The sequence below is a fragment of the Micromonospora sp. NPDC005806 genome (assembly GCF_042871425.1).
Taxonomy (GTDB): Bacteria; Actinomycetota; Actinomycetes; order Mycobacteriales; family Micromonosporaceae; genus Micromonospora.
The window spans coordinates 179,358-202,313 of record NZ_JBIAIL010000007.1; the positions used below are offsets into that span (position 1 = coordinate 179,358).

Sequence of the window (22,956 nt, forward strand, 5' to 3'; positions counted from 1 at the left end):
CAAGAGAGTGGTTCCGGGAGGGAGGGGTGGTGGCGGACAGCGCTCCGGACCGGGCCTCGGCACGACGTCGCCGGCTGTTGTGGGCCGGATTTCTCGCGGTGGCCGGGCTGGCGCTGCTCCTGCTCGGCCTGACGGTCGCCAACGGGGCTCTGGCGTGGGTCGAGGTGGTGCTGGCGTTCATCCTCCTGGTCGCGAGCTACGCATTGCAGCGGGTGGCCCGCCGGGAGACCCTGTACCGCCACGGCGGCGGCTGACGCCGGACGGCACCAGTCACCGGTCCCCCACCTCGTCACACCGCTGTGCCAGGCTGTCGGGGTGGCCCAGCAACCCCCGATCCTGCTGATCGACTCCCCCAGCCTCTACTTCCGCGCCTACTTCGGCATCCCCGAGTCGGCGGCGAAGACGGACGACGGCCAGCCGGTCAACGCCGTCCGCGGCTTCCTCGACATGCTCGCCCAACTCGTCCGCACCCGCCGACCGGACCGGATGGTCTGCGCCCTCGACCACGACTGGCGGCCGGCCTGGCGGGTCGAGCTGCTGCCGTCGTATAAGGCGCACCGGGTCGCGCCGGAGGGCGGCGAGGTGGTGCCGGACACCCTGTCCCCGCAGGTGCCGATGATCCTCGAGGTCCTCGACGCGCTCGGCATCACCGCGGTCGGCGCGACCGGCTACGAGGCCGACGACGTGCTCGGCACCCTGTCGGTGACCCAGCCCGGCCCGGCCGAGGTGGTCTCCGGCGACCGCGACCTGTTCCAACTCGTCGACGACACCCGTCAGGTGCGGCTGCTCTACGTCGGGCGCGGCGTGTCGAAGCTGGACGACTGCGACGATGCGGCGGTCCGGGCCCGCTACGGCGTCCCCGCCGACCGGTACGCCGACTTCGCCGCCCTGCGCGGCGACCCGAGCGACGGCCTGCCCGGCGTGCCCGGGGTGGGCGAGAAGACCGCCGCCCGGCTGATCGAGCGGTACGGCGGGCTGGACGGCATCCTCGCCGCGCTGGACGACGGCGAGTCCGGCTTCGCCCCGGGGCTGCGCACCAAGCTGGCGGCGGCCCGGGACTACCTGGCCGTCGCACCGAAGGTGGTGCGGGTCGCCACCGACGTACCGCTGCCGAAGCTGCCCACCGCGCTGCCGACCGCGCCCGCGGACCCGGAGCGGCTGTTGGAGCTGGCCCAGCGGTGGAACCTCGCCGGCTCGTGCCGCCGCCTGGTCGACGCGCTCGCCGGCCGATCCTGACCAGGCTGGGCGGGGGCGGCGGTCGCCCGGGCCACCGCGCCTGAAGCGTCGGGCCGGGTCAGCGCCCGGGGTCGACCCGCCGCGACGGAAACGGCGTGCCCGGTTGCCCCAGGGTGGACCGGCCACGCAGGCCCACCGGGTCCGGGGCCGGCTCGGGCGTCGCCGCGGCGTCCCACCGCGCGTCCAGGTACGCCGCGCCGGCCCGGTCCTCATCGGTGGGCGCGGCGAGCAGCGCGTAGACCAGCCCCACCACGCCGAAGATCACCGCGAGGATGATCGGCACCAGCAGGCCGCTGACCTCGGTGCCACCCAGCTCGCCGCGCCGCTCGTGCAGGTGCACCGAGAGGGCGCTCATCCCGGTGAAGTGCATCCCGTTGACGGCGATCCCCATCACCAGCGCCGACGCGACGATGGCCAACCCCCGGCGGACCGTCATCGACAGCCAGAGCGCCACGGTGGCGGCCACTACGGCGATGAGCACCGACAGGCCGACCCGGATGCGGTCGTAGGACAGGGTGCCGTCCAGCCGCATCGCGGCCATGCCGGTGTAGTGCATGGCAAGTACCCCGGTGCCGGTGAACAGGCCGCCGGCGACGAGCCGGAACGCGGTGAGGCGGCCGGTGCCGACGATGGCCAGCCCGATGCCGACCGCCAGCACGGCGATCAAGGTGCTGGCCGCGGTGATCGGCACGTCGTAGCGGATCCGAGTGCCGGCGACGGCGAACCCGAGCATCGCCATGAAGTGCATCGCCCAGATCGCCGTACCACCGATCGCCCACGCGGCGAGCAGCCCCCACCAGACCCGCTGGCCCGTGCTGCGGGCGGTACGGATCCGCCCGGCGCAGATCAGCCCGAGGAACGAGCCCAGCACGGACAGGGCATAGCTCAGCGTGGGCGTGATCCACCCGTACTCAAAGTGATTGATTTCCGCCATCGCGGTCTTCCCCCCATTGCGTACCGGCGCACGGCAAAGTGCGCCCGAGCCATGATCGGGGGGTTACTTGTGCTGGCGCAACAGTACCCCTGGGCAAATTCGGGGATACTTTCGCGGTGACTGTGCGATGCGTCGATTCGCCGCAAACGGTGACGTAAGGTGATGATCAGGCGGCGGCGTGGTAGGCCAGCACGCCCCGGTTGACCGCCGCGATGGCCTGCCGGGCGGTGGACCGCAGCTCCGCCGACGCGCCGCCGGAGTCGGCGAGCTGGCCGAGCAGGTCGACCACCTGCCGGGCCCAGCGGACGAAGTCCCCGGCGGGCATCTCGCCGTCGATCTGGTGCCCGCTGGCGAGCACCTTGGCCAGGGCTTCGCCGCGCGCCCAGCGGTAGATCGGCCAGGCGAAGCCGAGGTCGGGCTCCCGGGTGACCGCGAGGCCCCGGGAGGCCTCGTCCGCCTCGATGTCGCTCCACAGCTTCAGCGTCTCGTCCACCGCGTCGGCGACCGCGCCGCGCGGCAGAGAGGCCCGCTCGTCGACGTCCCGGCGCGCCTCGAAGACCACCACGGAGACCGCCGCGGCCAGCTCGGCCGGGGAGAGCCCGTCCCACACCTTGCGCCGCAGGCACTCGGCGACCAGCAGGTCCGCCTCGGTCCAGATCCGGCCCAGCATCCGCCCGGCGTCGGTGACCTCCCCATCGGCGGAGAGGTAGCCGCGCGCGGTCAGCAACGCCACGATCCGGTCGAAGGTCCGGGCCAACGAACCGGTCCGGCCGGCGACCCGCTGGCGCAGCTCCTCGGTGTCGCGCTCCAGCCGGCGTCGCCGCTCCGCCCAGCGGGCGTGCTCCTCCCGTTCGGGGCAGCCGTGGCAGGGGTGCCCGCGCAGCTCGGCACGGAGCTGACTGAGCCGGTGGTCCTCGCCGACGGCCTGCCGGGAGCGCCCGCCCCGCCGCCCGCCGTGCCGGTCCAGCCCGGTGCCGCTGACCGCCGCGGCCAGGTCGCGCCGGGCGGCCGGGGACCGGTGGTTGAAGTGCTTGGGCACCCGGATCCGGGTGAGCACCTCGGCCGGGGTGGTGAAGTCGCCGGGGCTGACCCGGCCGGCCCAGCGGTCCTGGGTGAGCACCAGCGGGCGGGGCTCGCCGAAGCCACCGGTGGCCGGATCGAGCACCACCGCCAGACCCGCCCGCCGGCCGGACGGCACCCGGATCACGTCGCCGACCCGCAGCCGCTCCAGCGAGGCGACGGCGGCCGCCTTGCGCTGGGTCTGCCCCTGCCGGGCGATGGCGCGCTCCCGGTCGGCGATGGCCACCCGCAGCGCGAAGTACTCGTCGAAGTCGCCGTGGTGGCAGGCCGCCTCCACGCCGTACGCCTCGGTCGTCTCGGTGTTGCGCTGCACCTGCCGGGCCAGGCCGACCACCGACCGGTCCGCCTGGAACTGGGCGAAGGAGGACTCCAGCAGCGCCCGGGCCGGCTCGGCGCCGACGGTGCCGACCAGGTTCACCGCCATGTTGTAGGACGGCCGGAAGCTGGACCGCAGCGGGTAGGTCCGGGTGGAAGCGAGGCCGGCCACGTGCCGCGGGTCGGTCTCCGGCGACCAGACCACGACCGCGTGCCCCTCGACGTCGATGCCCCGCCGCCCGGCGCGGCCGGTGAGCTGGGTGTATTCCCCCGGGGTGAGGTCGACGTGCGCCTCGCCGTTGAACTTGACCAGGCGTTCCAGCACCACGCAGCGGGCCGGCATGTTGATGCCCAGCGCCAGGGTCTCGGTGGCGAAGACCGCCTTGACCAGGCCGCGGACGAACAGCTCCTCGACGACCTCCTTGAACGCCGGCAGCATGCCGGCGTGGTGGGCGGCGAGCCCCCGCTCGAGGCCGTCGAGCCACTCCCAGTAGCCGAGCACGGAGAGGTCCTCGCCCGGGATGGCGGTCACCCGGGACTCGACCACCCGGCGGATCTCCGCGCGCTCCTCTGGGGAGGTGAGGCGCAGCCCGGCGGCGAGGCACTGCTGCACGGCGGCGTCGCAGCCGGCCCGGCTGAAGATGAACAGGATGGCCGGGAGCAGGCCCTCCCGGTCGAGCCGGTCGACGATGTCGGGGCGCATCGGGCCCCGCCAGCGGGGGCCGCGCCGCCCGAAGCCCGGGCCGCGGCCCTCGCCGAGCTCGAGGCGGCGCATGGTGTCCCGGGTGTAGCGCAGCAGCTCCGGGTGCACGTCGTGCTTGCGCGCGGCGTCGGCGTCGTGGAACAGGTCGAACATCCGCTTGCCGACCAGCATGTGCTGCCACAAGGGCACCGGCCGGTGCTCGCTCACCACCACCGCGGTCTCGCCGCGCACGGTGACCAGCCAGTCGGCGAACTCCTCGGCGTTGGAGACGGTGGCCGACAGGGAGACCAGAGTGACCGAGGCGGGCAGGTGGATGATCACCTCTTCCCAGACCCCGCCCCGGAACCGGTCGGCGAGGTAGTGCACCTCGTCCATCACCACGTAGGCCAGGCCCTCGAGGGTGGCCGAGCCGGCGTAGAGCATGTTGCGCAGCACCTCGGTGGTCATCACCACCACGGGCGCGTCGCCGTTGATCGCGTTGTCGCCGGTGAGCAGGCCGACCTGCTCGGCGCCGTACCGGTCCACCAGGTCGTGGTACTTCTGGTTGGAGAGCGCCTTGATCGGCGTGGTGTAGAAACACTTGCGCCGGGTGGTCGGCCCTTCGCCGCCGTCCGCGGCCGCCGGCTTCCCGGGCCTGCCGCGCAGGGCGAGGTGTACGGCGAACTCGCCGACCACGGTCTTGCCGGCGCCGGTCGGGGCGCACACCAGGACCCCGCTTCCCCGCTCCAGGGCCTCGCACGCCTCGCGCTGGAAGTCGTCGAGGTCGAACCCCAGGTCTCGGGCAAATTCGTCCAGGGCCGGGAAGGCGGAGGCCTGCGCGGCCCGGCGGCGCGCCGCGGCGTACCGCTCGGCGGGGCTCGACATGCCTTCAAGATTAATCGGTACGGCCGACGACCACCGGCCAAGGCCATCCGGCAGGACGGTCGGGGCGGGTCGGTAGGGTGCACGGCGTGCCGGATCATGCCGAACCGTCCCACGCCTCGAGCGGCGCCGACGACGCCGACCGCCCGAGCCCGTCCCGCCGGCCCGTGGCGGCGGTGCTCTTCGACTTCCACGGCACCCTCGCCCAGGTGGAGGACCCCCTCGAGTGGGTGCTCGCCGCGGCGGCGACGTGCGGGGCGGAGCTGGACCGCGTCCGGGCCACCGCGCTGGCCGACCGGCTGCTCACCGCCGGCCGGGCGGGCGGCCCGCTGCCGGCCCGGGTGCCGCCCCGGCTGGCCGAGCTGTGGGCCGACCGCGACCTCTACCCGCACGCCCACCGGGGCGCGTACACCGGGCTGGCGGAGACGGTCGACGCGGGCATCGACGGGCTCGCCGACGCCCTCTACGAGCGGCTGCTGGTCCCCGAGGGCTGGGTGCCGTACCCGGACACCGAGGCGGTGCTCAAGGCACTGCGCCAGGCCGGGGTGAAGGTCGCCGTGGTCAGCAACATCGGCTTCGACATCCGGCCGCTCTTCGCCGCCTGGGGACTCGACGGGCTGGTCGACGCGTACGCGCTGTCGTACGAGGTCGGGCGCTGCAAGCCGGACCCGGGGATCTTCTGGCGGGCCTGCGGGATGCTCGGGGTCGATCCGGAGCAGGCACTGATGGTGGGCGACACGCCGGCCGACGCGGGGGCGGTGCGGGCCGGCTGCGCCGTGCTGGTGCTGCCGTGCGCCGACGCCGGCCGGCCGAACGGCCTGGGCGCGGTGCTCGACCTGGCCCTGCGCGGCTGAGCGGGCACGCCCGCGCGCGTCGACCGGGCCCCGGACGGCCCGGCGGACCCGGCCCCGACCTGCACGGCTAGCGTCTCCGGCATGACGACGGACCGCTCCACCAGCCCGCGCCGCCCCGGGCGGCTCTCCCGCGGCCACCTCGGGGCCGTCGGGCTGGTGCTCGGCGGGGCGCTGTCGGTGCAGTTCGGGTCGGCGGTCGCCGCGCTGCTGTTCCCACGTACCGGGGTGGCCGGGGCGGTGACGCTGCGGCTGACCATCGGCGCGCTGCTGATGCTGGCCGTGTGCCGTCCCCGACTGCGCGGGCACGGCCGGGGCGACTGGGCCGCCGTGGTCGCCTTCGGGCTGGCCCTGGCCGGGATGAACTCGATCTTCTACCAGGCCATCGAGCGGATCCCGCTCGGACCGGCGGTCACCCTGGAGGTGCTCGGGCCGCTGGCGCTGTCGGTGGTCACCGCCCGACGGCTCGCCGCCTGGGGCTGGGCCGCCCTCGCGCTGGCCGGGGTGGCGCTGCTCGGCCAGGGCGGCTTCGACCGGCTCGACCCGGTCGGCGCCGGGCTGGCGCTGGCCGCGGGGACGATGTGGGCGGCGTACATCGTCTGCTCGGCCCGGGTGGGCGGGCGGTTCCCGCGCGCCGACGGGCTGGCGCTGGCGTTGACGGTGGCCACCCTGGTCACCCTGCCGTTCGGGCTGGTCGGCTCGGGGAGCCGGCTGTGGCATCCGGCGGTGCTGGGCCTCGGCACCGGGCTGGCGCTGCTCGCCTCGGTGCTGCCGTACACCCTGGAGCTGCTGGCGCTGCGGCGGCTGCCCACCGCGACCTTCGCGGTGCTGATGAGCCTCGGGCCGGCGATCGCCGCGCTGGCCGGCTGGCTGGTCCTCGGCCAGCAGCTGCACCCGGTGGAGGTCCTGGCCATCGGCCTGGTCGTCGCGGCGAGCATCGGCGCGGTCCGCGCCGGCGCTCCGGCCCCGGCCGCACCCGACTCGCCGCCGGGCCCGAGCCAGGAGGCCCTGGTCAGCGCAGCAGCCGCACCGCCGCCGGCACAGCGGTGATCCGCACCGGCAGGTCGAACGCTCGCTCCCCGTCCGCGTACGTGGTGATCCCGGCCGCGTCCAGCTCCACGGTACGGGCCCGGTAGGCGCGTACCAGCGGGTGCGTGACGTGGGTGCCCTGGTAGATGCGGGGCTTTACCCGGATCAGGGTGCGCCGGTCGAACCGCCCGCCGACCACCACGTCCAGCAGGCCGTCGGTCGGGTCGGCGTCCGGGCAGATCCGCATCCCGCCGCCGTAGCTGGCCGCGTTGCCGACCGCCACCAGCACGGCGTCCAGCTCGTGCTCCTCGCCGTCGAGGCGCAGCCGGTAGCGGCGCGGCCGTAGCCGGGCCAGCTCGACCAGGATGGCCAGATCGTAGCGGCGCGGGCCGCGCGGCCAGCGCATCCGGTTGGCCCGCTCGTTGACGATCGCGTCGAAGCCGGCCGCCAGCACCGCCCCGTACCAGCGATCGCCGCCGCCGGCGGTGGTCAGCCGGGCCAGGTCGACCGGATGGCTGCGACCGGCGCGCAGCGCGTCGGCGATCACCTCGGCCGCCGCGAGGGGGTCGGCCGGAAAGCCGGTCTCGACGGCGAAGTCGTTGCCGGTGCCGGCCGGGACCGGGCCGAACGGCACGGCGGTGCCGGCGACGGCCTGCATCGCCCGATGCACGGTGCCGTCCCCGCCGACCGCCACGAGCGCGCCGGCGCCGTCGGCGACCGCCGCGTGGCAGGCCTGCTCCGCCTCCTCCGGGGTGCCCGCCGCCAGCAGCCGGACCGGCCGGCCGGACCGCTCCAGCCGCTCCAGCAGCCGGGGCAGCAGGCCCCGGTGCCGGCCCCGCCCGGCGGTCGGGTTGGCGAGCACGGCGACGGGGCCGGACAGGACATGATCGTGCGCGGTCACGGCGAGCACCGTACGGCACGACCCCCTCCGCTCACCAGGGAGTCGAAGCCGCGAAGATCAGCGCAGCGCGGGCGCGTCCGCCGCCACGACGGCTCGGACGGTCGGGTTGTCCATCGCCCGCGCCACCCGGGCCAGCCAGCTCACCTGCTCGGCGGCGCCGAGGTCGCCGGCGCCGGACAGCGGCACCGGGGCGGCGGACCCGTCGGCCGGCGGCTCGTCCACCTCGTGAGAGGTGACCTCCGCACCCGTCGCCGCTCCAGAATCGCCGCCTAGCCTCTCCCCCGTCCGGTCCCGCCCCGCCGGGCGGGCCGGCGCGGAGGGTGAGGAGTGCGTGTGGCTGACGAGTTTCCCCGGTACCTGTTCAAGGAGATGGACGCCGCCGATCCCCTCGCCGACCTGCGGGACCAGTTCGTCATCGCCGACGAGGACCTGATCTACCTCGACGGCAACTCCCTGGGGCGCCTGCCGGCGGCCACCCCGGACCACCTCGCCCGCCTGGTCCGCGCGGGCTGGGGCGACCAGCTCGTCCGAGGCTGGCCCACCTGGATCGAGTGGGCCCGCCGGATCGGTGACCGCCTCGCCGCGCACGCCCTTGGCGCGCGTCCCGGCGAGGTGGTGGTCGCCGACTCCACCTCGGTGAACCTCTACAAGCTCGCCGCCGCCGCGCTGGACGCGGCCGGGGACCGCGGCACCATCCTGGTCGACGCCGAGGACTTCCCCACCGACCGGTACATCCTCCAGGGGCTCGCCGAGGCGCGCGGGCTCACCCTCCGGGCGCTCCCCTCCGACCTCGACCAGGGGTTGGACCTGGCCACGCTGGCGGCGGCCCTGGACGAGGACGTGGCCCTGGTGGTGCTCTCCGCCGTGTCGTACCGGTGCGGGGCGCTGCTGGACCTGGCCGCGGTGAACGACGCCGCCCGGCGGGTCGGGGCGTACGTGCTGTGGGACCTGTCGCACGCCGTGGGCTCGGTGCCGATCGAGCTGACCGCCACCGGCGCCGACCTGGCCGTCGGCTGCACCTACAAGTACCTCAACGGCGGTCCCGGCGCGCCGGCCTTCCTCTACGTCCGGCGGGAGCTGCAGGAACGGCTGCGCCAGCCGATCTGGGGTTGGTTCGGGCAGCGGGACCAGTTCGCCATGGGCCCCGGCTACGACCCGGTCCCGCACCTGGACCGGTTCCAGGTGGGCACCCCGCCGGTCCTCGGCATGGCCACCCTCGACCCGGCGCTCGACGTGCTCGCCGAGGCGGGCATCGACCGGGTACGCGACAAAGGACGGTGGCTGAGCGAGGTGATCGTGACCCTCGCCGACGCCTGGCTCACCCCGTACGGCTTCACCGTGGCCTCCCCGCGCGAGGCGGACCGGCGGGGCAGCCACGTCTGCCTGCACCACCCGGAGGCGTTGCGGATCTCCCGGGCGCTCGCCGACGAGGGCCGGGTGGTCGGCGACTACCGCGCCCCCGACCGGCTGCGCCTCGGCCCGGCCCCGCTCTACACCCGCTTCGTCGACGTCTGGGATGCCATGGACCGACTCCGCGACGTCGCCGAGCGGCGGTCGTACGAGCGGGTGCCCGGCGAGGCCTCCCGGGTCACGTGAGTCGCTACCTGACCTTGCGGGTCGAGGGGGCCAGGATGTCCTCGTAGCCGGGGTGCTTCTCCAGCCACCCGCTGAGGAACGGGCAGATCGGCACCACGGTCCGACGCTTGGCCCGCGCGTCGTCCATCACCGCCCGCGCCAGGGTCGATCCGACGCCTTTCCCCTCGAAGTTCGGATCGACCTTGGTGTGGGTGTAGGCGATGATGTTGCCGGTCAGTTGATAGGTGACGAAACCGGCCGTCGTTCCGGTCTCGTTCCGCGCCTCGAACCGCTCCCGCTCCGGCACGTCTGTCACGGTGAACTGCACCCCACCATCCAACCACGGGCCGGATCGCGACGCGGCGGGCGCGCCCCGCCGCACGCCGGGCCGGTCGGTTCGGCGCCACCGTTCGGCGGGAAGCCCTGTCCCGGCCCGGGGTCTCCGCTGTGGGTCAGAAGGTGATGCGGACCTTGAGCGCGGTGCGCTCGTCCATCGCCCGGTAGCCGTCCGGCACCCCGTCGAGGGTCACCGCCCGGTCGAAGACCGGAGACGGGTCGATGGTCCCGTCGAGGACGTCGGCGAGCAGCTCCGGGATGTACGCCCGGGCCGGCGCGACGCCGCCGCCGAGGGCCACGTTCCGGTTGAACATCTGGCGGATGTCGACCCCCGCACTGCCGCCGTGCGGAACGCCGACGTAACCGACCGCGCCGCCGTCGCGGGCGATGGAGATCGCGGTACGCATCGACTCCTCGGTGCCCACCGCCTCCAGCACCGCGTGCGCGCCCTGCCCCTTGGTCAGCTCCCGGACCGCGGCGACCGCCGCCTCACCCCGTTCGGCGACCACGTCGGTGGCGCCGAACGAGCGGGCGATGTCGGTGCGGGCGGTGTGCCGGCCGAGCGCGATGATCTGCTCGGCGCCGAGCCGCTTCGCGGCGAGCACCCCGCAGAGGCCGACCGCGCCGTCACCGACGACCGCGACGGTCGCGCCGGGGCGGACCCGGGCGGCGAGAGCGGCGTGGTGGCCGGTGGACATCACGTCGGACAGGGCCAGCATGGCAGTGAGCAGCCGCTCGTCGCCGGCCGCCTCGGCCGGCAGCTTGACCAGGGTGCCGTCGGCGTACGGGACGCGGACCGCCTCGCCCTGGCCGCCGTCGGAGCCCGGCTCGCCCCAGAAGCCGCCGTGCGGGCAGGAGGTGTGCAGCCCCTCGCGGCAGAAGTCACAGACGCCGTCGGACCAGACGAACGGCGCCACCACCAGGTCACCCACCCGCACCGAGCCGACCTCGGCGCCGACCGCCTCGACCACGCCGAGGAACTCGTGCCCGATCCGCTGCCCCGGCTGCCGCTGCGCCACGCCCCGGTACGCCCACAGGTCGCTGCCGCAGATGCAGGCCTGCAGGACGCGGACGACGGCGTCGCCCGGCGTACGGACGGTGGCGTCCGGCACCTCCTCGACCCGGATGTCGTTCGGGCCGTGAATCACGGTGGCGCGCATGGGCGGTGTCCTCCCGGCGAGACGGTTCTGAGTGGGGCGCACGGCCCCCCGGCGGAACGCTAGACCGTGCGGGATCCGCCGCCAACCCGCCCGGCGTGCCGCGTGGTCAGGCTCACCGCCCGCCCTGGTCAACGGGTGGCGCGGGCCAGCCCGTTGCTGATCACGTCGATCCGGCCCCACCGACCCGGGACATCCAGCAGCTCCATCCGGCCGAAGCGGGCCGGCACCCGGGGCGTCATCAGCAGGTGCTCCCCGGCCGGTTCCAGGCCCAACAGGGCCCGCAGCAGCAGGAGCGGCGCGCCGGTGGCCGTCGCCTGCGGACTGTTCGCCGTCGGGTAGAGCACCGGGTAGCGGGTCAGCTCCCGGGGATAGCCGGCGAACGCCTCCGGCAGCCGGCCCTCGAAGTACCCGGACGCCTCGATGACCGCCTCGGCGATCCGGCCGGCCTCCTCGGCGAAGCCGTACCGGCGCAGTCCCCAGGCGATCAGCGCGTTGTCGAACGGCCACACCGCGCCGAGGTGGTAGCCGAGCGGGTTGTACCGCTCCTGGCCCTCGGCGAAGGTGCGCACGCCCCAGCCGGAGAAGAGCCGAGGACCCATCAGGTGGTTCACCACCTGCGCCGCCCGGGATTCCGGGACGATGCCGCTCCACAGCAGGTGGCCCATGTTGGAGGCGAGCGCGTCGACCTGCCGGCCGTCGCCGTCCAGGGCGAGCGCGTAGTAGCCCCGGTCGGCGATCCAGAAGTCGCGGTTGAAGCGCTCCCGCAGCGCTGCGGCATCCCGTTCCAGCCGCTCGGCGTACGCCGGGTCGCCCCAGAGCTCCCGGGCCAGCCGCGCCCCGCGCAGCTTCGCGTCGTACGCGTACCCCTGAAGCTCGCAGGTCGCCAACGGTGGGCCGGGCAACCGGCCGTCCGCGTGGCAGATCGCTCCCGGCGAGTCCTTCCAGCTCTGATTCTCGATCCCGGTCCGCTCGTTGCGCCGCCGGTACCGGACGTAGCCGTCGCCGAGGATGTCGCCGTACTCGTCGATCCACTGCAGCGCCGCGCGCGCCTCGTCCTCGAACTCCCGGACGAGGCCCGCGTCGCCAGTCCACCGCTCGTACTCGTCGAGCAGGATCACGTAGAGCGGCGTGGCGTCGGCGCTGCCGTAGTACGGGGACGCCGGGCGCTCCTCGAAGGCCACCAGTTCCCCGTAGCGGAACTCGTGCAGGATCTTGCCGGGCTCCTCGTCCCGGAAGTCGTCGAGCACCGCACCCTGGTCGATGCCGAGCATCCGGATGGTCGCGGAGGCCAGCTCCGCGGCCACCGGCAGCGCCTCGAAGCTGGTGAGGATGCTGTCCCGGCCGGTGATGGTGGCGACCCAGGGCAGGCCGGCGGCGGGCATGACCTCGTCCGGCAGGGTCAGCGGCGAGTAGCGCAGCGCCGCCAGGTCCACCAGGCTGCGCCGGTAGGTGGCGCTCAGCGCGTTCCAGTCGCAGCTCAGCGTGGGCGCCCGGTCCAGCCACACCATGAGGTCGCGCTGCCGTTCGGCGGCGCTGCGCCGGGGCCGCCGGTCCAACCGCTCCCGCACCTCCCGGCCGTCCGGGCGCAGCACCAGCGACTGCACCCGCAGGGTCGTCGTCCAGCCCTCCTTGGGCGCCACCCGGACGGTGTACGTCAGGCCCTGCTCGTCGACGCGTGCCGGCTCGCTGCTCCGGACCACCGTCTCGCGCTGGAACCGGTCACGTCGGTAACCGAGCCGCAGCCCGCCTTCCTCGACCCGTTGATAGAGCTGGCCCACCGAGGTGCGCTCCTGACCCACCGCCCCGATGGGGGAGAAGTCGCTCGCCACGTCGAGCCGTACGGTGAACTCCACCGGCTCCTGGCCGTGGTTGAACACGGTCAGCCGCTCCTCGAACAACCCACTGGTGATCGACCGCTCCCGGATCACCGACGACTTCGCGTCCACGTAGTGCGTCGGCGCTCCCGGCACCAGGAAGAAGCGCAGCATGACCTGGTCCCGCTCGGCGATGGAGAGCGCGTTCAGCCGTTCGCCGTCCAGGCTGAGCCGCCACAGCGACAGGAACCGGGTGTCGAAATCGAAGAAGCCGACCGGGTTGGCGACGGTCGCCTCGATGTCGCCGTTGTCGTCGCTGAGCACCAGGATGTTGCCGTCCAGGACGCGGACCAGGTTGTCCTTCATCCGGGCTCCCCACGGCCGGCGTTCAGCGCCCGCGGATCGCGGACTCCCGGTGGCGCGGCGAAGAGCCGCGCCAGCAGTTCCGGGGGTCGACGGGCGAGCTCCGTGAGGAACACCTCGATCGGATCGGACACCGCACACGCCTCCCGGAGAGGGACGTCGCACCGCAGGCCCGGCACGGGCGGCCAACCAGGGGCTGCGACGCCGGACACGCGTCCGGCCACGGGTCCGGCGCCGCCTCAGACTATCGCCGGGCCCCTCGTCGGACGCCGGGATCGACGGAACTGCGGGGGCGGTGCGGTAGGCGCGCCGGGACGGGCAGGATGGCGGGATGCGCCTGGTGTCTCTGCTCCCGTCCGCCACCGAGATCGTCTACGCCCTGGGCCTCGGGGACGACCTGGTCGGGGTCACCTTCGAGTGCGAGGTGCCGGCCCGTTACCGGTCGGGGGTCACCGTCGTGGTCGGCGGCCGGGACACCCGCGGTATGAGCCCGGGCGAGATCGACGCGTACGTCAAGGCCCAGGTCGCCGCCGGGGCGGACCTGTACACCCTGCACGCCGGCGCCCTGGCCGGGCTGGACCCCGACCTGATCCTCACCCAGGACCTGTGCCGGGTCTGCGCCCTGCCCTCAGGACAGCTGGCCGACGCCGTGGAACACCTGGGCTGCCGGGCCGACGTCCTGTCGCTCGACCCGTACACCCTCGACGACGTGCTCGGCACCATCCTCGACGTGGGCGCGGCGGCCCGCGTACCGGATCGGGCGGAGGCCCTGGTGGACGGCCTGCGGGCGCGGCTCGCGGCGGTCGGCGCGGCGGTGGCCGGCCGGCCGCGACCACGGGTCGCGGTGGTCGAGTGGGTCGACCCGCCGTTCGGTGCCGGGCACTGGATCCCGGACCTGGTCCGGGTCGCCGGCGGCGAACCGGTGGCCACCCACCCGGGGGCCCGCTCCGCGCCGACCACCTGGGCCGCCCTGCGCGCCGCCCGGCCGGAGGTCGTAATGGTCGCCCCGTGCGGCTTCCACCTGGACGGGGCCGCCGCGCAGGCCGCAGCGGTGGCTCCCCACTTCCCCGGCGCGCAGGTCTGGGCCGCGGACGCCGACGGGCTGATCGTGCGGGCCGGTCCACGCCTGGTCGACGGCGCCGAGGCGATCGCGGCGATCCTGCACCCGGACGCCGTGCCGCTGGTTGAGGGCAGCGCGCGCCGGGTGGCCTGAGGCGCGGCCGGCGCGGGGTCAGGCGGTCCGGCGAGCCGGACGGCCGTCGCGGCCGAGCGGGGCGAGCCGCCGCCAGCGGGGCAGCTCGGTGACCAGCGTGACCAGGGTCAGCGCGGTCACCGCCACGGCCACCGGCCGCGGCCACGCGGCCCAGGCCGAGACCGCCGCGGCGACCAGTTGCAGCAGCACCAGCGCGATGGTGGCCAGCCCCGGCACCGGCACGATCACCTGCTTCTTGTCGCCCGGGGTGGCGAACACGGTGGGCAGGCCGATCAGCACCACCACCGACACGGCCGCCAGCGCGACGGAGTGCGGTGCGAGTGCCCACGGGGTGGCGACCCAGGCGATCAGCTCGGTCAGGAAACGCAGCCCCGAGGCGAGGTCGGGGCGGTTCGGCGGCGCGTCGGTCACGGCCGACAGTATGCCGCCACGGCGGCCCGGCCGGGGACGTTGGCATCGCTGCTCGGCGACGCCCTCGACCCCGATCGGACACCGCCGCCTCTGGACCGCCTGCTGGCCATGCTCTGACCCCGGAAACAGGGAACGCCGCCCCGGCCGGGGCGGCGTTCCATGACGGTACGGCGAGGAGCGGTCAGGTCATGTCGTCGTAGCGGCGCTCGATCGGCGCGGGAGCCTCGATCGGCTGCGGCGCCCCGATCGGGGTGGTCGCCTCGACCCGCCCGGCGGCCTCGACCGCCTCGACAGACAGATCCAACGGCGACACCTCGTCGTCGGCGAGGTCCGAGTAGATCTCCTTGCCCCGCCCGCGCCGCTTGTCGTTGAGGAAGGCCACCCCGACCGCGACGAAGTAGAGCAGGGAGAGCGCGGTGGCCAGCAGCGTCATGCCGAACGGGCCCGGGTCCGGGGTGGCGATCGCGGCGAACGCGAACGACACGAAGATCACCACGCGCCACCAGCTCAGCAGCCGCCGCGCGCTGGCCACCCCGGTGAAGTTGAGCATGAGCAGGATCAGCGGGAACTCGAACGCCACCCCGAACAGCAGGATCATGTTGGTGACGAACGCGATGTACGCGCTGACCTCGAACTGGTTGGACAGCCCGCCCACCCCGGAATCCATCAGGAACCCGAGGCCCTTGTCGACCACGAAGTAGGCCAGCACCGCGCCGGCCGCGAACAGCGGCGCGGCGATCGACACGAAGACGTAGGCCCACTTGCGCTCGTGCCGGTGCAGCCCCGGCGCGATGAACGCCCAGAGTTGGTAGAGCCAGACCGGCGCGCCGATGATCAGGCCGAGCCACAACGCCAACTTCAGCTTCAGCACGAAACCGGTCGTCGGCGCCAGGGCCAGCAGGTCCTGGCAGTGGCCAAACGCGTCCGTCGTGTCGGGCAGCCGGCAGTACGGCCGCTTGAGCAGCAGGAAGACCGGATCGGCGAGCCAGAAGCCGACGATCAGGCCGCCGACGATCGCCAGGGATGCGCGGAACAGCCGGCTGCGCAGCTCACGGACGTGCTCCATGAGCGTCATCGAGCCGTCGGCGGCCCGTTCGAAGTCGCTCGGGCCGCGCTTCTTCAACCCGAAGGCCACGGTGGTGGGCCCTCCGGATCAGTTCTCGCGGACGCGCTGCACCGGGTCGACCGGCGGGGCGGCCGGCTGCTGCGGCTGGGCGTACTGCTGCTGCGGCTGCTGCGGCGCGTACTGCTGCTGGCCCGCGTTCGGCGGGAGCGGCTGGTAGCCGGCCTGCGCGTCGGCCTTCTCGGCCAGGTCACGGTCGTCGTCGTGCAGGCTCTTGGTCTCGGCCTTGATGATCCGCAGCGAGCGGCCCAGCGAACGGGCCGCGTCGGGGAGCCGCTTCGCGCCGAAGAGCAGGATCAGCACGACCACGAGTACGGCGATGTGCCACGGCTTGAGGGCACCCATGGGAAGCTCCAGTCGCTCAGGTGTGGTGAGGGGTGGTCGCAGCCCATCGTACGTGCGCGGAGGAGGGATGCCACCCCGCCGGTCCCCCGGTTGCGGGCCCGGTCGGTGAAGTCTCGGCCAACCCGGAGTGTCCCGTCAACCACCCACCGGGGCGCAATCGTGCGCGGATCCGGCGGAGAACGCGCAGCTACCGCGCGCCGGACCGACCGTCGTCGATCACTTCCCGCGCCTGGCCTTGATCAACGCCAGCCGTTCCTGCGCGACGGCCGACCGCTCCTGCAGCGCCACGGCCCGGTCCTGGAGCGCCTCGGCCGCGGACCGCAACGCCACCGCGTCGGCCTGGTGACGTTGCAGCGCCAGCGCCGCCCGGCGCAGCCGGGGCAGCCGCGCCAGCACCGGCCGGACCGCCAGGGCCAGCACGACGAGCGCGAACAGCACGACCCCGAGCACGATCCACGTCACCACGGCGGTCAGCCTACTGGGTAAGGCCGGCCACCGCCGGATCGGCGCGGTCGACCGGCGTCGCGTACGCGTCGAGCGCGGCGACCGCCTGGCCGCGGACCTGCTCGGCCAGCTCGGCCGGGGCCAGCACGGTGACCTCCGGCCCCAGCCCGAGCACGAACCGGCGGGCCCAGCCCAGGTCGGTGACGCGCAGCGACACCAGCCAGTGCTCACCGTCGGCCTCGACCCGCTCGCACGGGTAGTACTCGGTGATCCACCGCTCGCCCCGGCCGATCCGCAGGGTGATCAGCGGCAGGTCGGGCGCGGGACGGAACACCCCGTCGCTGAGGTCGTGCGGGCGCGCCTGCGGCGGCACCACCGCCGGCTCGGCCAGCTCGCTGACCGCGTCGATCCGGTCGGCCCGGAACAGCCGGACCGCCTCGGCCCGCCGGCACCACGCCTCCACGTACGCCCGCCCGCCGACCATCAGCATCCGCAGCGGGTCGATGGTCCGCTCGGTGGTCTCGTCCCGGGCGGCCGTGTAGTAGGTGATCCGCAACGCGCGGCCACGCTCCACGGCGGCCCGCAACTCGCGCACCCGGGCGGTGTCGCCGGGCAGCCGCACCTCCACCGGGGCTCCGGCCAGGTCACCGGCCGCGCTCTCGATCTTGGCGAGGGCCCGCTCGACGGCCTCCCGGTTGGCCACCCCGGGCGTCTCGGCGAGCATCCGCAGCGCCACCACCAGGGCCAACGCCTCGTCCGGGGTGAGCCGCAGCGGCCGGTCGATCCCGGCGTCGTAGGTGATGGTCACCCGGTCGCCGTCGAACGCCATGTCGATCAGGTCACCCGGGCCGTAGCCGGGCAGCCCGCACACCCAGAGCAGCTCCAGGTCCTCGCGCAGCTGCCGCTCGGTCACCCCCAGGTCCTCGGCCGCCTCAGCGATCTCGATGCCGGGGCGGGCGAGCAGGTAGGGCACCAGGTTGAGCAGCCGGGCCAGCCGGTCCGCGGAGGCGCGGCCACCCCGGGCCGCCGGGCGGGTCACCGGGCACCCCCGGCCACCGCCAGCTCTTCATGGCGGGCGGTGATCTCCTTCAACCGCTGGATGACCGCCTCACGTACCTCGGGCGGGTCCAGCACGCGCACGTCCGGGCCGTACCCGGTCAGCTGGCCGGCCAGGTAGTCCGCGTCGGCGTACGGCAGGACCAGCCGGTCGCCGTCCGGTCCGGAGGTGCTCTCCACCGCCCAGCGGCGCAGCCCCGCGGCCCGGCCCGGGGCCACCAGCACGGTGGCCCGCCCGGTCCGCTCCACCGGCCCGGACCAGCGGGCGACGTGGCTGATCAGGTCCACCCCGGCGGGCGGCTCGTACGCCTCCGGCTGGCCGGTCGTCCGGACCGCACCCACCACCCGGGAGAGCCGGAAGCAGCGGGTGGCCTCCCGGTCCAGGTCGTGCCCGACCACGTACCACCGGCCGCGCCAGCAGACCACGCCCCATGGCTGGAGCCGGCGGCGGGTCGGGGCGTCCCGGTCCGGCACCCGGTAGTCGAAGCTGACCTCCCGGCGGTCCCGGGCGGCGGCGGTCAGCGGGGCGAACGCCGGGTCGACCGTCACCATCGGCTCCAGGCCCAGGGTGGCCTGCGGATCGACGTCGATGCCGGCGGCCCGCAGCTTCGCCAGCCCCGACGAGGCGGCGGCGGCCAGGCCGGCATGCTGCCACAGCCGGGCGGCGATGCCCACGGCGGCGGCCTCGTCCGGTTCCAGGGGGATGTCGGGCAGGGCGTACTCGCGGTGGGCGATCCGGTAGCCGGGCTCGGCGTCGAAGACGCTGGCCGTCCCGGTCTCCAGCGGCACTCCCAGTTCCCGCAGCTCCGCCTTGTCCCGCTCGAACTTGCGCTGGAACGCCTCATGGTCCTTGGCGTCGTCCGGATCGTGCTCGTAGCCGGGCACGGTCGCGGCGATCTGCGCGGCGGTCAGGAACCGTCGCGTGGAGAGCAGACAGATCACCAGGTTGACCAGGCGTTCAGTACGGGTCCGCGACACGTGTGAACGCTAGCAGCCCGCGCGGCGTGGGCGTGCACCCGCGCGGGCGCGGCGCGCGCCAGGAGCGCCGGAGGCGACCGGCGCCACCCGACCGAGGGGCGGTTCCGCTCTCCCGGCGGAGTGCCCGGACCGGCCATAGGGTGAGCGCATGGCGGAAGCGGCAGTCAAGTCCGAGAGCGTCGCGACGGTTGTCGTGGCCGGCGCGGCGAACCTCGCCATCGCGGTCGCCAAGCTGGTCGCCGGCCTGATCTCCGGCTCGGCGGCGATGCTCTCCGAGGCCGCCCACTCGGTCGCCGACACCACCACCGAGGTGCTCCTCTACCAGGCGCTACGCCGGGGAGCACGCCCCGCGGACACTCGACACCCGTTCGGATACGGCAAGGAAAGCTACGTCTGGGCGTTCCTCGCCGCGCTGTTCACCTTCGTCGTCGGTGCCGGCTTCGCCATCACCCACGGCGTCACCACCATCCTCGTGCACGAACACACCGGCAACTACCTGGCCTCGTACATCGTGCTGGCGATCTCCTTCGCGATCGAGTCGGTGTCCCTGACCCGAGCCGTCCGGCAGGTCCGCCGGGAGTCCCGGCGCTGGCGGGCCACCCCGGGCCGCTACCTCCGGCTGACCGCCGACACCACCGTCAAGGCGGTCTTCATGGAGGACACCGCCGCCCTGATCGGTCTGCTCATCGCCGGCGTCGGCCTGGGCCTGTCGGAGCTCACCGGCGAGGAACTCTACGACGGCATCGCCTCGATCCTCATCGGCGTGCTGCTGCTGGTCGTCGCCACCATCCTGGCCAGGAGCAACGTCTCGCTGCTGGTGGGCCGGGCCGTGTCGGAGCGCGTGCACCGGCGGATCGAACACGAGCTGGCCGGGCTGCCGACGGTGGACCGGGTCGACACGCTGATGACCATGCTGCTCGGCCCGGACGACATCCTGGTCGCCGCCAAGGTCGACTTCCACAACGACGCCACCGGCGCCGACATCGAGGCCGCGGCCGACGAGGCCGAGCGGCGGTTGACCGAGCACTACCCGGAGATCGGGTACGTCTTCCTCGACCCCACCCGGTCGATGCCCGGCACCGACCGCGGCCGGGCCCGGCGTACCCAGAACCAGGACGATCGGCCGCTGGACCAGCAGACCGACACGTTCTGAGTGGCACGCCCCGGACGACCCGGCCGCGTCCCGCCCCGTCGCCGGCGGATAGCGTGCCGGACATGGTGCGATGGCGGTCCGGCACGGTCACGGCGATTCGGCGGCGGTGGGCCGGCGCGACGGAACTCGACGTCGACCTGCCCGACGGCGGCCGGATGCGCGCCCTGGCCTACCCGGCGCTGGTCGGCGACCCCCAGCCCGGCGACCGGGTGCTGCTCAACGCCGGGGCCCTGCTGATGGGTCTCGGCACCGGCGGGTACGCGCTGGTCGTCGCCCTGCCCGACCGGCTCCCCGCCGACCCGCCGCAGGCCGTCGACACCCGCGAAGCCGGCCATCTGGTCAAGGCCCGCTACACCCCGCTGCAACCGATCCTGCTCGGCGTCGACGAGGAGGCCAGCCCGCACCACGCGCTGCTGGCCGCCGCGGAGAGCCTCGACGGAATGCCGGTGGTCACCGCCGACCTGCACTCCGCGCTGCCGGCGATCCTCGCCGGCGTCCACGCCGACGCCCCGCACGCCCGGGTGGCGTACCTGCACACCGACGGCGGGGCCCTGCCGGCCTGGTTCTCCCGCACCCTCGCCGGGCTCGCCGACCACCTGGTCGGCACGGTCACCGTCGGCCAGGCGTTCGGCGGCGACCTGGAGGCCAGCACCCTGCACAGCGGCCTGCTCGCCGCCCGGCATGTCCTGCACGCCGACGTTGCGATCGTGGCCCAGGGGCCCGGCAATCTCGGCACCGGCACCCGCTGGGGTTTCTCCGGCGTGGCCGTCGGCGAGGCGGTCAACGCCGTCGCCGCGCTCGGCGGACGGCCGGTCGGCTCGTTGCGCATCTCCGACGCCGACCCCCGACCCCGGCACCGCGGCGTCTCCCACCACAGCCTCACCGCGTACGGCCGGGTGGCCCTCGCCCCGGCGGAGCTGGTCGTGCCGGACGGCCTCGACCCGGCCCTCGCCGCGGAGGTGGCCGCGGCACTGGCGCCCCTCGCCGAGCGGCACCGGATCGTCACCGTGCCCACCGACGGGCTGGACGCGGCGCTGCGGGCCAGCCCGGTGGGGCTGTCCACGATGGGCCGCGGCCTCGACGCCGACCACGCCTACTTCCTGGCCGCGGCCGCCGCCGGTCGGCACGCGGCCACCCTCGCCGGCTGACCCGTCGAGCGGACGGCCGATCCCGGCCGGGAGAGGTCAGCCCGCCAGGTACCCGTGTCGGACCAGGAACCCGGCCGACCGGCGGTACGCCTCCGGATCCTCCGGGGTGAACGCGCCCAGCCCGTCCACGTACCGGTTGAACATGCAGAAGGCGGCCGCGATCAGCACCGTGTCGTGCAGCTCCAGGTCTGTCGCGCCCTCGGCCCGGGCCGCCTCGACCAGCTCGGCGGTGACCTCCCGCCCGCTGCGCTGCACCGCGGCGGCGATCCGCAGCAGGGCCCGCAGCTTGCCGCCGATCGGTGCGGTCTCCGGATCGGCGCGGACCTGCTCGACCAGCGACTCGCCCGCCGGCAGCTGGGCCGCCGCCGTCGCCGAGTGCGACGCCCGGCAGAACCCGCAGTCGTTCAGGCCCGACACGTACGCCGCGATCAACTCCCGCTCCGCTGGCGACAGGGTGGGGTGGGGGGCGCGCAGCAGCACCTCCGCCAGCGCGTTGAGCGGCCCGGCGGTCTCCGGACGGAACCGGGTCAGCCCGCGGATGCCCGGATGCTCCCGCTCGTCGAGTCCCAGGTCGATGTGCGCAATCACGTCAAGCTCCCCTCGTCGTCGGCCGGGCCACCGCGCCCCCGCCGCCACCGGCACCGGGTCGGCCGTCCCGAACGCGACGGTGGACCGGCACCGGCCCAGCCGGGTGTCGGTGAGGGCGTAACAGCAGGCACCGCACGGCGGCTCGGCTGACGGCACGTACCACCCCCTGTCGCCCCATAGACGATCATGCACGTCGGACCGCGTCAAGACCCGGGCTCAGCCCACCCGCACCGCCCGGTCCGACAGCTCCGGACAGGCGGAGGCGAGCAGCCGCCCGGCCTCCGCCACCAGCGCATCCCGATCCGCCGCGGCGAGCCGGCCGAACGGCTGCACCAGCAGGGTCGCCACGGTGTCCCGCCGGACGATCGTCCAGGTGCCGGCCACGAACCCGTCCACCAGCACCGTGGCGGCCACCGCCGGGGTGATCACCCGCCGGCGGTCCTCGTCACCGACGACCCGGGTCCGGTCGGCGTGGGCCAGCAGGAGGTTGTCGTACTCCGGCAGCAGCCGCGGCGGGGCCGGCGTGTCCGGGTCGGGCCGCTCCGCGTCCGGCAGATCGAACAGCTCCCGCCCCTGCTCGTCCCGGAACACCCGCAGCTCGCCCCGGAGCGGCTCCACCACCTCGGCCAGCCGGGTCAGCCCGGACCAGGCCTGCATGTCCCGCACGGAGGCCGGCCCGAACGCGGCCAGGTACCGCCGGACCAGGACCGCCGGATCGGCCGGGGCCAACGGCGCGCCGAGCCAGCCCTCGGCCAGCCCGCACGGACCGTCCACCCGACCACGCCAGGTACCCGCCGGGGGCAGGTGCACCAGCGGCAGCAGGTACTGCACCGAGTGCAGCAGGGCGGAGCGGTCCCGGTCCGGCCACCGCCGCGCCAGCAGCTCCCGCAGCCGCGTGCGGCTCAACGGCTCCCCGACCAGCAGCGTGGCGGCATACGCCATCAGCTCGGCCGGGTCGACCCCCTCGGTGGCCCGGCCCATGAACTGCCGCTGCAACCGCGTCATGAGCGGTTGCAGCAACGGACGCAGCCACCGGTAGTCGTCGGCCACGGTCACGTGCACCGTGCCGCGCACGGTGGTCGCCCGGACCACCTCCCGCCGCGACAGCAGCCCGGTCAGGTCCTCGCGGCCGAACCCGGCCACCCGCGACCACAACCCGACGTACGGCCCGGCCGGCACCTGGCCCTGCAACCCGACCAGCCGGCGCACCGCATCGAGCGCCGGCACCCGCGCCGGGTCCAGCAGGAACTGCCGGGCGACGGTGGCCCGGTTCAGCGCCCGGCGGGACAGCAGCGGCACTCCGGCCGGCACGCTGCGCCTCGGCACCCGCGACTCCTCC

At 74.6% G+C, this 22,956-nt stretch carries 24 protein-coding genes; 8 read left to right on the forward strand and 16 right to left on the reverse strand.

Translation table 11 applies throughout. From position 1 onward, the window contains the following. The first annotated feature begins 29 nt into the window (after positions 1–29). Together ACFYOS_RS10930 and ACFYOS_RS10935 are read left to right on the forward strand one after the other, a co-directional pair. On the forward strand, positions 30–254 hold the full coding sequence (locus ACFYOS_RS10930; RefSeq protein WP_387138397.1) for a DUF3040 domain-containing protein: 225 nt from the start codon (positions 30–32) through the stop codon (positions 252–254). A 61-nt stretch (positions 255–315) separates the two neighbouring features. Then, the gene (locus ACFYOS_RS10935) at positions 316–1,236 is read left to right on the forward strand and encodes a 5'-3' exonuclease H3TH domain-containing protein (protein ID WP_387138400.1); all 921 of its coding nucleotides are present in this window, start codon (positions 316–318) and stop codon (positions 1,234–1,236) included. 58 nt (positions 1,237–1,294) lie between these two features. Here ACFYOS_RS10935 and ACFYOS_RS10940 read toward each other — a convergent pair whose 3' ends face one another. Both ACFYOS_RS10940 and ACFYOS_RS10945 read right to left on the reverse strand, forming a co-directional pair. Continuing rightward, positions 1,295–2,170 (reverse strand): MHYT domain-containing protein, encoded by an 876-nt coding sequence (locus ACFYOS_RS10940; protein ID WP_387138402.1) that lies wholly within the window; start codon positions 2,168–2,170, stop codon positions 1,295–1,297. A 166-nt stretch (positions 2,171–2,336) separates the two neighbouring features. Then, the gene (locus ACFYOS_RS10945; RefSeq protein WP_387138405.1) at positions 2,337–5,132 is read right to left on the reverse strand and encodes a DEAD/DEAH box helicase; all 2,796 of its coding nucleotides are present in this window, start codon (positions 5,130–5,132) and stop codon (positions 2,337–2,339) included. Positions 5,133–5,218: 86 nt separating this feature from the next. Here ACFYOS_RS10945 and ACFYOS_RS10950 point away from each other — a divergent pair, with 86 nt between their 5' ends. Both ACFYOS_RS10950 and ACFYOS_RS10955 read left to right on the forward strand, forming a co-directional pair. Next, the gene (locus ACFYOS_RS10950) at positions 5,219–5,983 is read left to right on the forward strand and encodes an HAD family hydrolase (protein ID WP_387138407.1); all 765 of its coding nucleotides are present in this window, start codon (positions 5,219–5,221) and stop codon (positions 5,981–5,983) included. Between the two features lie 81 nt (positions 5,984–6,064). Further along, positions 6,065–7,030: a DMT family transporter gene (locus ACFYOS_RS10955; RefSeq protein WP_387138410.1), complete on the forward strand. Its 966-nt coding sequence runs from the start codon at positions 6,065–6,067 to the stop codon at positions 7,028–7,030. Here the strand turns inward: ACFYOS_RS10955 and ACFYOS_RS10960 are convergent. Together ACFYOS_RS10960 and ACFYOS_RS10965 are read right to left on the reverse strand one after the other, a co-directional pair. Beyond that, positions 6,993–7,919 carry a diacylglycerol kinase gene (locus ACFYOS_RS10960; protein WP_387138413.1) on the reverse strand — a complete coding sequence of 309 codons (927 nt, stop codon included), beginning with the start codon at positions 7,917–7,919 and terminating at the stop codon, positions 6,993–6,995. The two genes, ACFYOS_RS10955 and ACFYOS_RS10960, sit on opposite strands and share 38 nt — an antisense overlap. 48 nt (positions 7,920–7,967) lie before the next feature. Next, entirely contained in the window at positions 7,968–8,132 is a 165-nt protein-coding gene (locus tag ACFYOS_RS10965; protein ID WP_387138416.1) for a hypothetical protein, read from the reverse strand. Positions 8,133–8,243: 111 nt separating this feature from the next. Between ACFYOS_RS10965 and kynU the strand changes: the two genes are divergently transcribed. Next, complete coding sequence (kynU, locus tag ACFYOS_RS10970; protein WP_387138419.1) at positions 8,244–9,506, forward strand: kynureninase; 1,263 nt, start codon at positions 8,244–8,246, stop codon at positions 9,504–9,506. A gap of 4 nt (positions 9,507–9,510) precedes the next feature. On the opposite strand, the gene ACFYOS_RS10975 is transcribed toward kynU, so the two are convergent. The 4 genes from ACFYOS_RS10975 to ACFYOS_RS10990 all read right to left on the reverse strand — a co-directional run bounded on the left by ACFYOS_RS10975 (position 9,511) and on the right by ACFYOS_RS10990 (position 13,292). After that, positions 9,511–9,792, reverse strand: a complete 282-nt coding sequence (locus ACFYOS_RS10975) for a GNAT family N-acetyltransferase (RefSeq protein WP_387138422.1) — start codon at positions 9,790–9,792, stop codon at positions 9,511–9,513. A gap of 145 nt (positions 9,793–9,937) precedes the next feature. Then, positions 9,938–10,981: a zinc-dependent alcohol dehydrogenase family protein gene (locus ACFYOS_RS10980; protein WP_387138425.1), complete on the reverse strand. Its 1,044-nt coding sequence runs from the start codon at positions 10,979–10,981 to the stop codon at positions 9,938–9,940. A 128-nt stretch (positions 10,982–11,109) separates the two neighbouring features. Continuing rightward, on the reverse strand, positions 11,110–13,161 hold the full coding sequence (locus ACFYOS_RS10985) for a glycogen debranching N-terminal domain-containing protein (RefSeq protein ID WP_387138427.1): 2,052 nt from the start codon (positions 13,159–13,161) through the stop codon (positions 11,110–11,112). After that, on the reverse strand, positions 13,158–13,292 hold the full coding sequence (locus tag ACFYOS_RS10990) for a hypothetical protein (protein WP_387138430.1): 135 nt from the start codon (positions 13,290–13,292) through the stop codon (positions 13,158–13,160). The genes ACFYOS_RS10985 and ACFYOS_RS10990 overlap by 4 nt, the downstream gene beginning before the upstream one ends. Before the next feature lie 197 nt (positions 13,293–13,489). Between ACFYOS_RS10990 and ACFYOS_RS10995 the strand changes: the two genes are divergently transcribed. Beyond that, the gene (locus tag ACFYOS_RS10995; RefSeq protein WP_387138433.1) at positions 13,490–14,371 is read left to right on the forward strand and encodes an ABC transporter substrate-binding protein; all 882 of its coding nucleotides are present in this window, start codon (positions 13,490–13,492) and stop codon (positions 14,369–14,371) included. 18 nt (positions 14,372–14,389) lie between these two features. Here ACFYOS_RS10995 and ACFYOS_RS11000 read toward each other — a convergent pair whose 3' ends face one another. From ACFYOS_RS11000 to ACFYOS_RS11025, 6 genes are all read right to left on the reverse strand, one after another. After that, complete coding sequence (locus ACFYOS_RS11000; RefSeq protein ID WP_387138436.1) at positions 14,390–14,782, reverse strand: hypothetical protein; 393 nt, start codon at positions 14,780–14,782, stop codon at positions 14,390–14,392. 181 nt (positions 14,783–14,963) lie between these two features. Then, on the reverse strand, positions 14,964–15,917 hold the full coding sequence (gene tatC, locus ACFYOS_RS11005) for a twin-arginine translocase subunit TatC (protein WP_387138439.1): 954 nt from the start codon (positions 15,915–15,917) through the stop codon (positions 14,964–14,966). Positions 15,918–15,935: 18 nt separating this feature from the next. Then, complete coding sequence (tatA, locus tag ACFYOS_RS11010; RefSeq protein WP_387138442.1) at positions 15,936–16,250, reverse strand: Sec-independent protein translocase subunit TatA; 315 nt, start codon at positions 16,248–16,250, stop codon at positions 15,936–15,938. A 216-nt stretch (positions 16,251–16,466) separates the two neighbouring features. After that, positions 16,467–16,715 carry a hypothetical protein gene (locus ACFYOS_RS11015; protein WP_387138445.1) on the reverse strand — a complete coding sequence of 83 codons (249 nt, stop codon included), beginning with the start codon at positions 16,713–16,715 and terminating at the stop codon, positions 16,467–16,469. 10 nt (positions 16,716–16,725) lie between these two features. Next, positions 16,726–17,733 (reverse strand): helix-turn-helix transcriptional regulator, encoded by a 1,008-nt coding sequence (locus ACFYOS_RS11020; protein WP_387138448.1) that lies wholly within the window; start codon positions 17,731–17,733, stop codon positions 16,726–16,728. Next, entirely contained in the window at positions 17,730–18,728 is a 999-nt protein-coding gene (locus ACFYOS_RS11025; protein ID WP_387138450.1) for a helix-turn-helix transcriptional regulator, read from the reverse strand. The genes ACFYOS_RS11020 and ACFYOS_RS11025 overlap by 4 nt, the downstream gene beginning before the upstream one ends. Positions 18,729–18,876: 148 nt before the next feature. On the opposite strand from ACFYOS_RS11025, the gene ACFYOS_RS11030 reads away from it, so the two are divergent. After that, the gene (locus tag ACFYOS_RS11030; protein WP_387138453.1) at positions 18,877–19,881 is read left to right on the forward strand and encodes a cation diffusion facilitator family transporter; all 1,005 of its coding nucleotides are present in this window, start codon (positions 18,877–18,879) and stop codon (positions 19,879–19,881) included. A 62-nt stretch (positions 19,882–19,943) separates the two neighbouring features. After that, positions 19,944–21,029: a DUF3866 family protein gene (locus ACFYOS_RS11035; RefSeq protein WP_387138456.1), complete on the forward strand. Its 1,086-nt coding sequence runs from the start codon at positions 19,944–19,946 to the stop codon at positions 21,027–21,029. Positions 21,030–21,065: 36 nt separating this feature from the next. Here ACFYOS_RS11035 and ACFYOS_RS11040 read toward each other — a convergent pair whose 3' ends face one another. Further along, on the reverse strand, positions 21,066–21,614 hold the full coding sequence (locus tag ACFYOS_RS11040) for a carboxymuconolactone decarboxylase family protein (RefSeq protein ID WP_387138572.1): 549 nt from the start codon (positions 21,612–21,614) through the stop codon (positions 21,066–21,068). A 219-nt stretch (positions 21,615–21,833) separates the two neighbouring features. Then, positions 21,834–22,943, reverse strand: coding sequence for a winged helix DNA-binding domain-containing protein (locus ACFYOS_RS11045; RefSeq protein WP_387138459.1), 1,110 nt, complete (start codon positions 22,941–22,943; stop codon positions 21,834–21,836). Positions 22,944–22,956 lie beyond the last annotated feature (13 nt).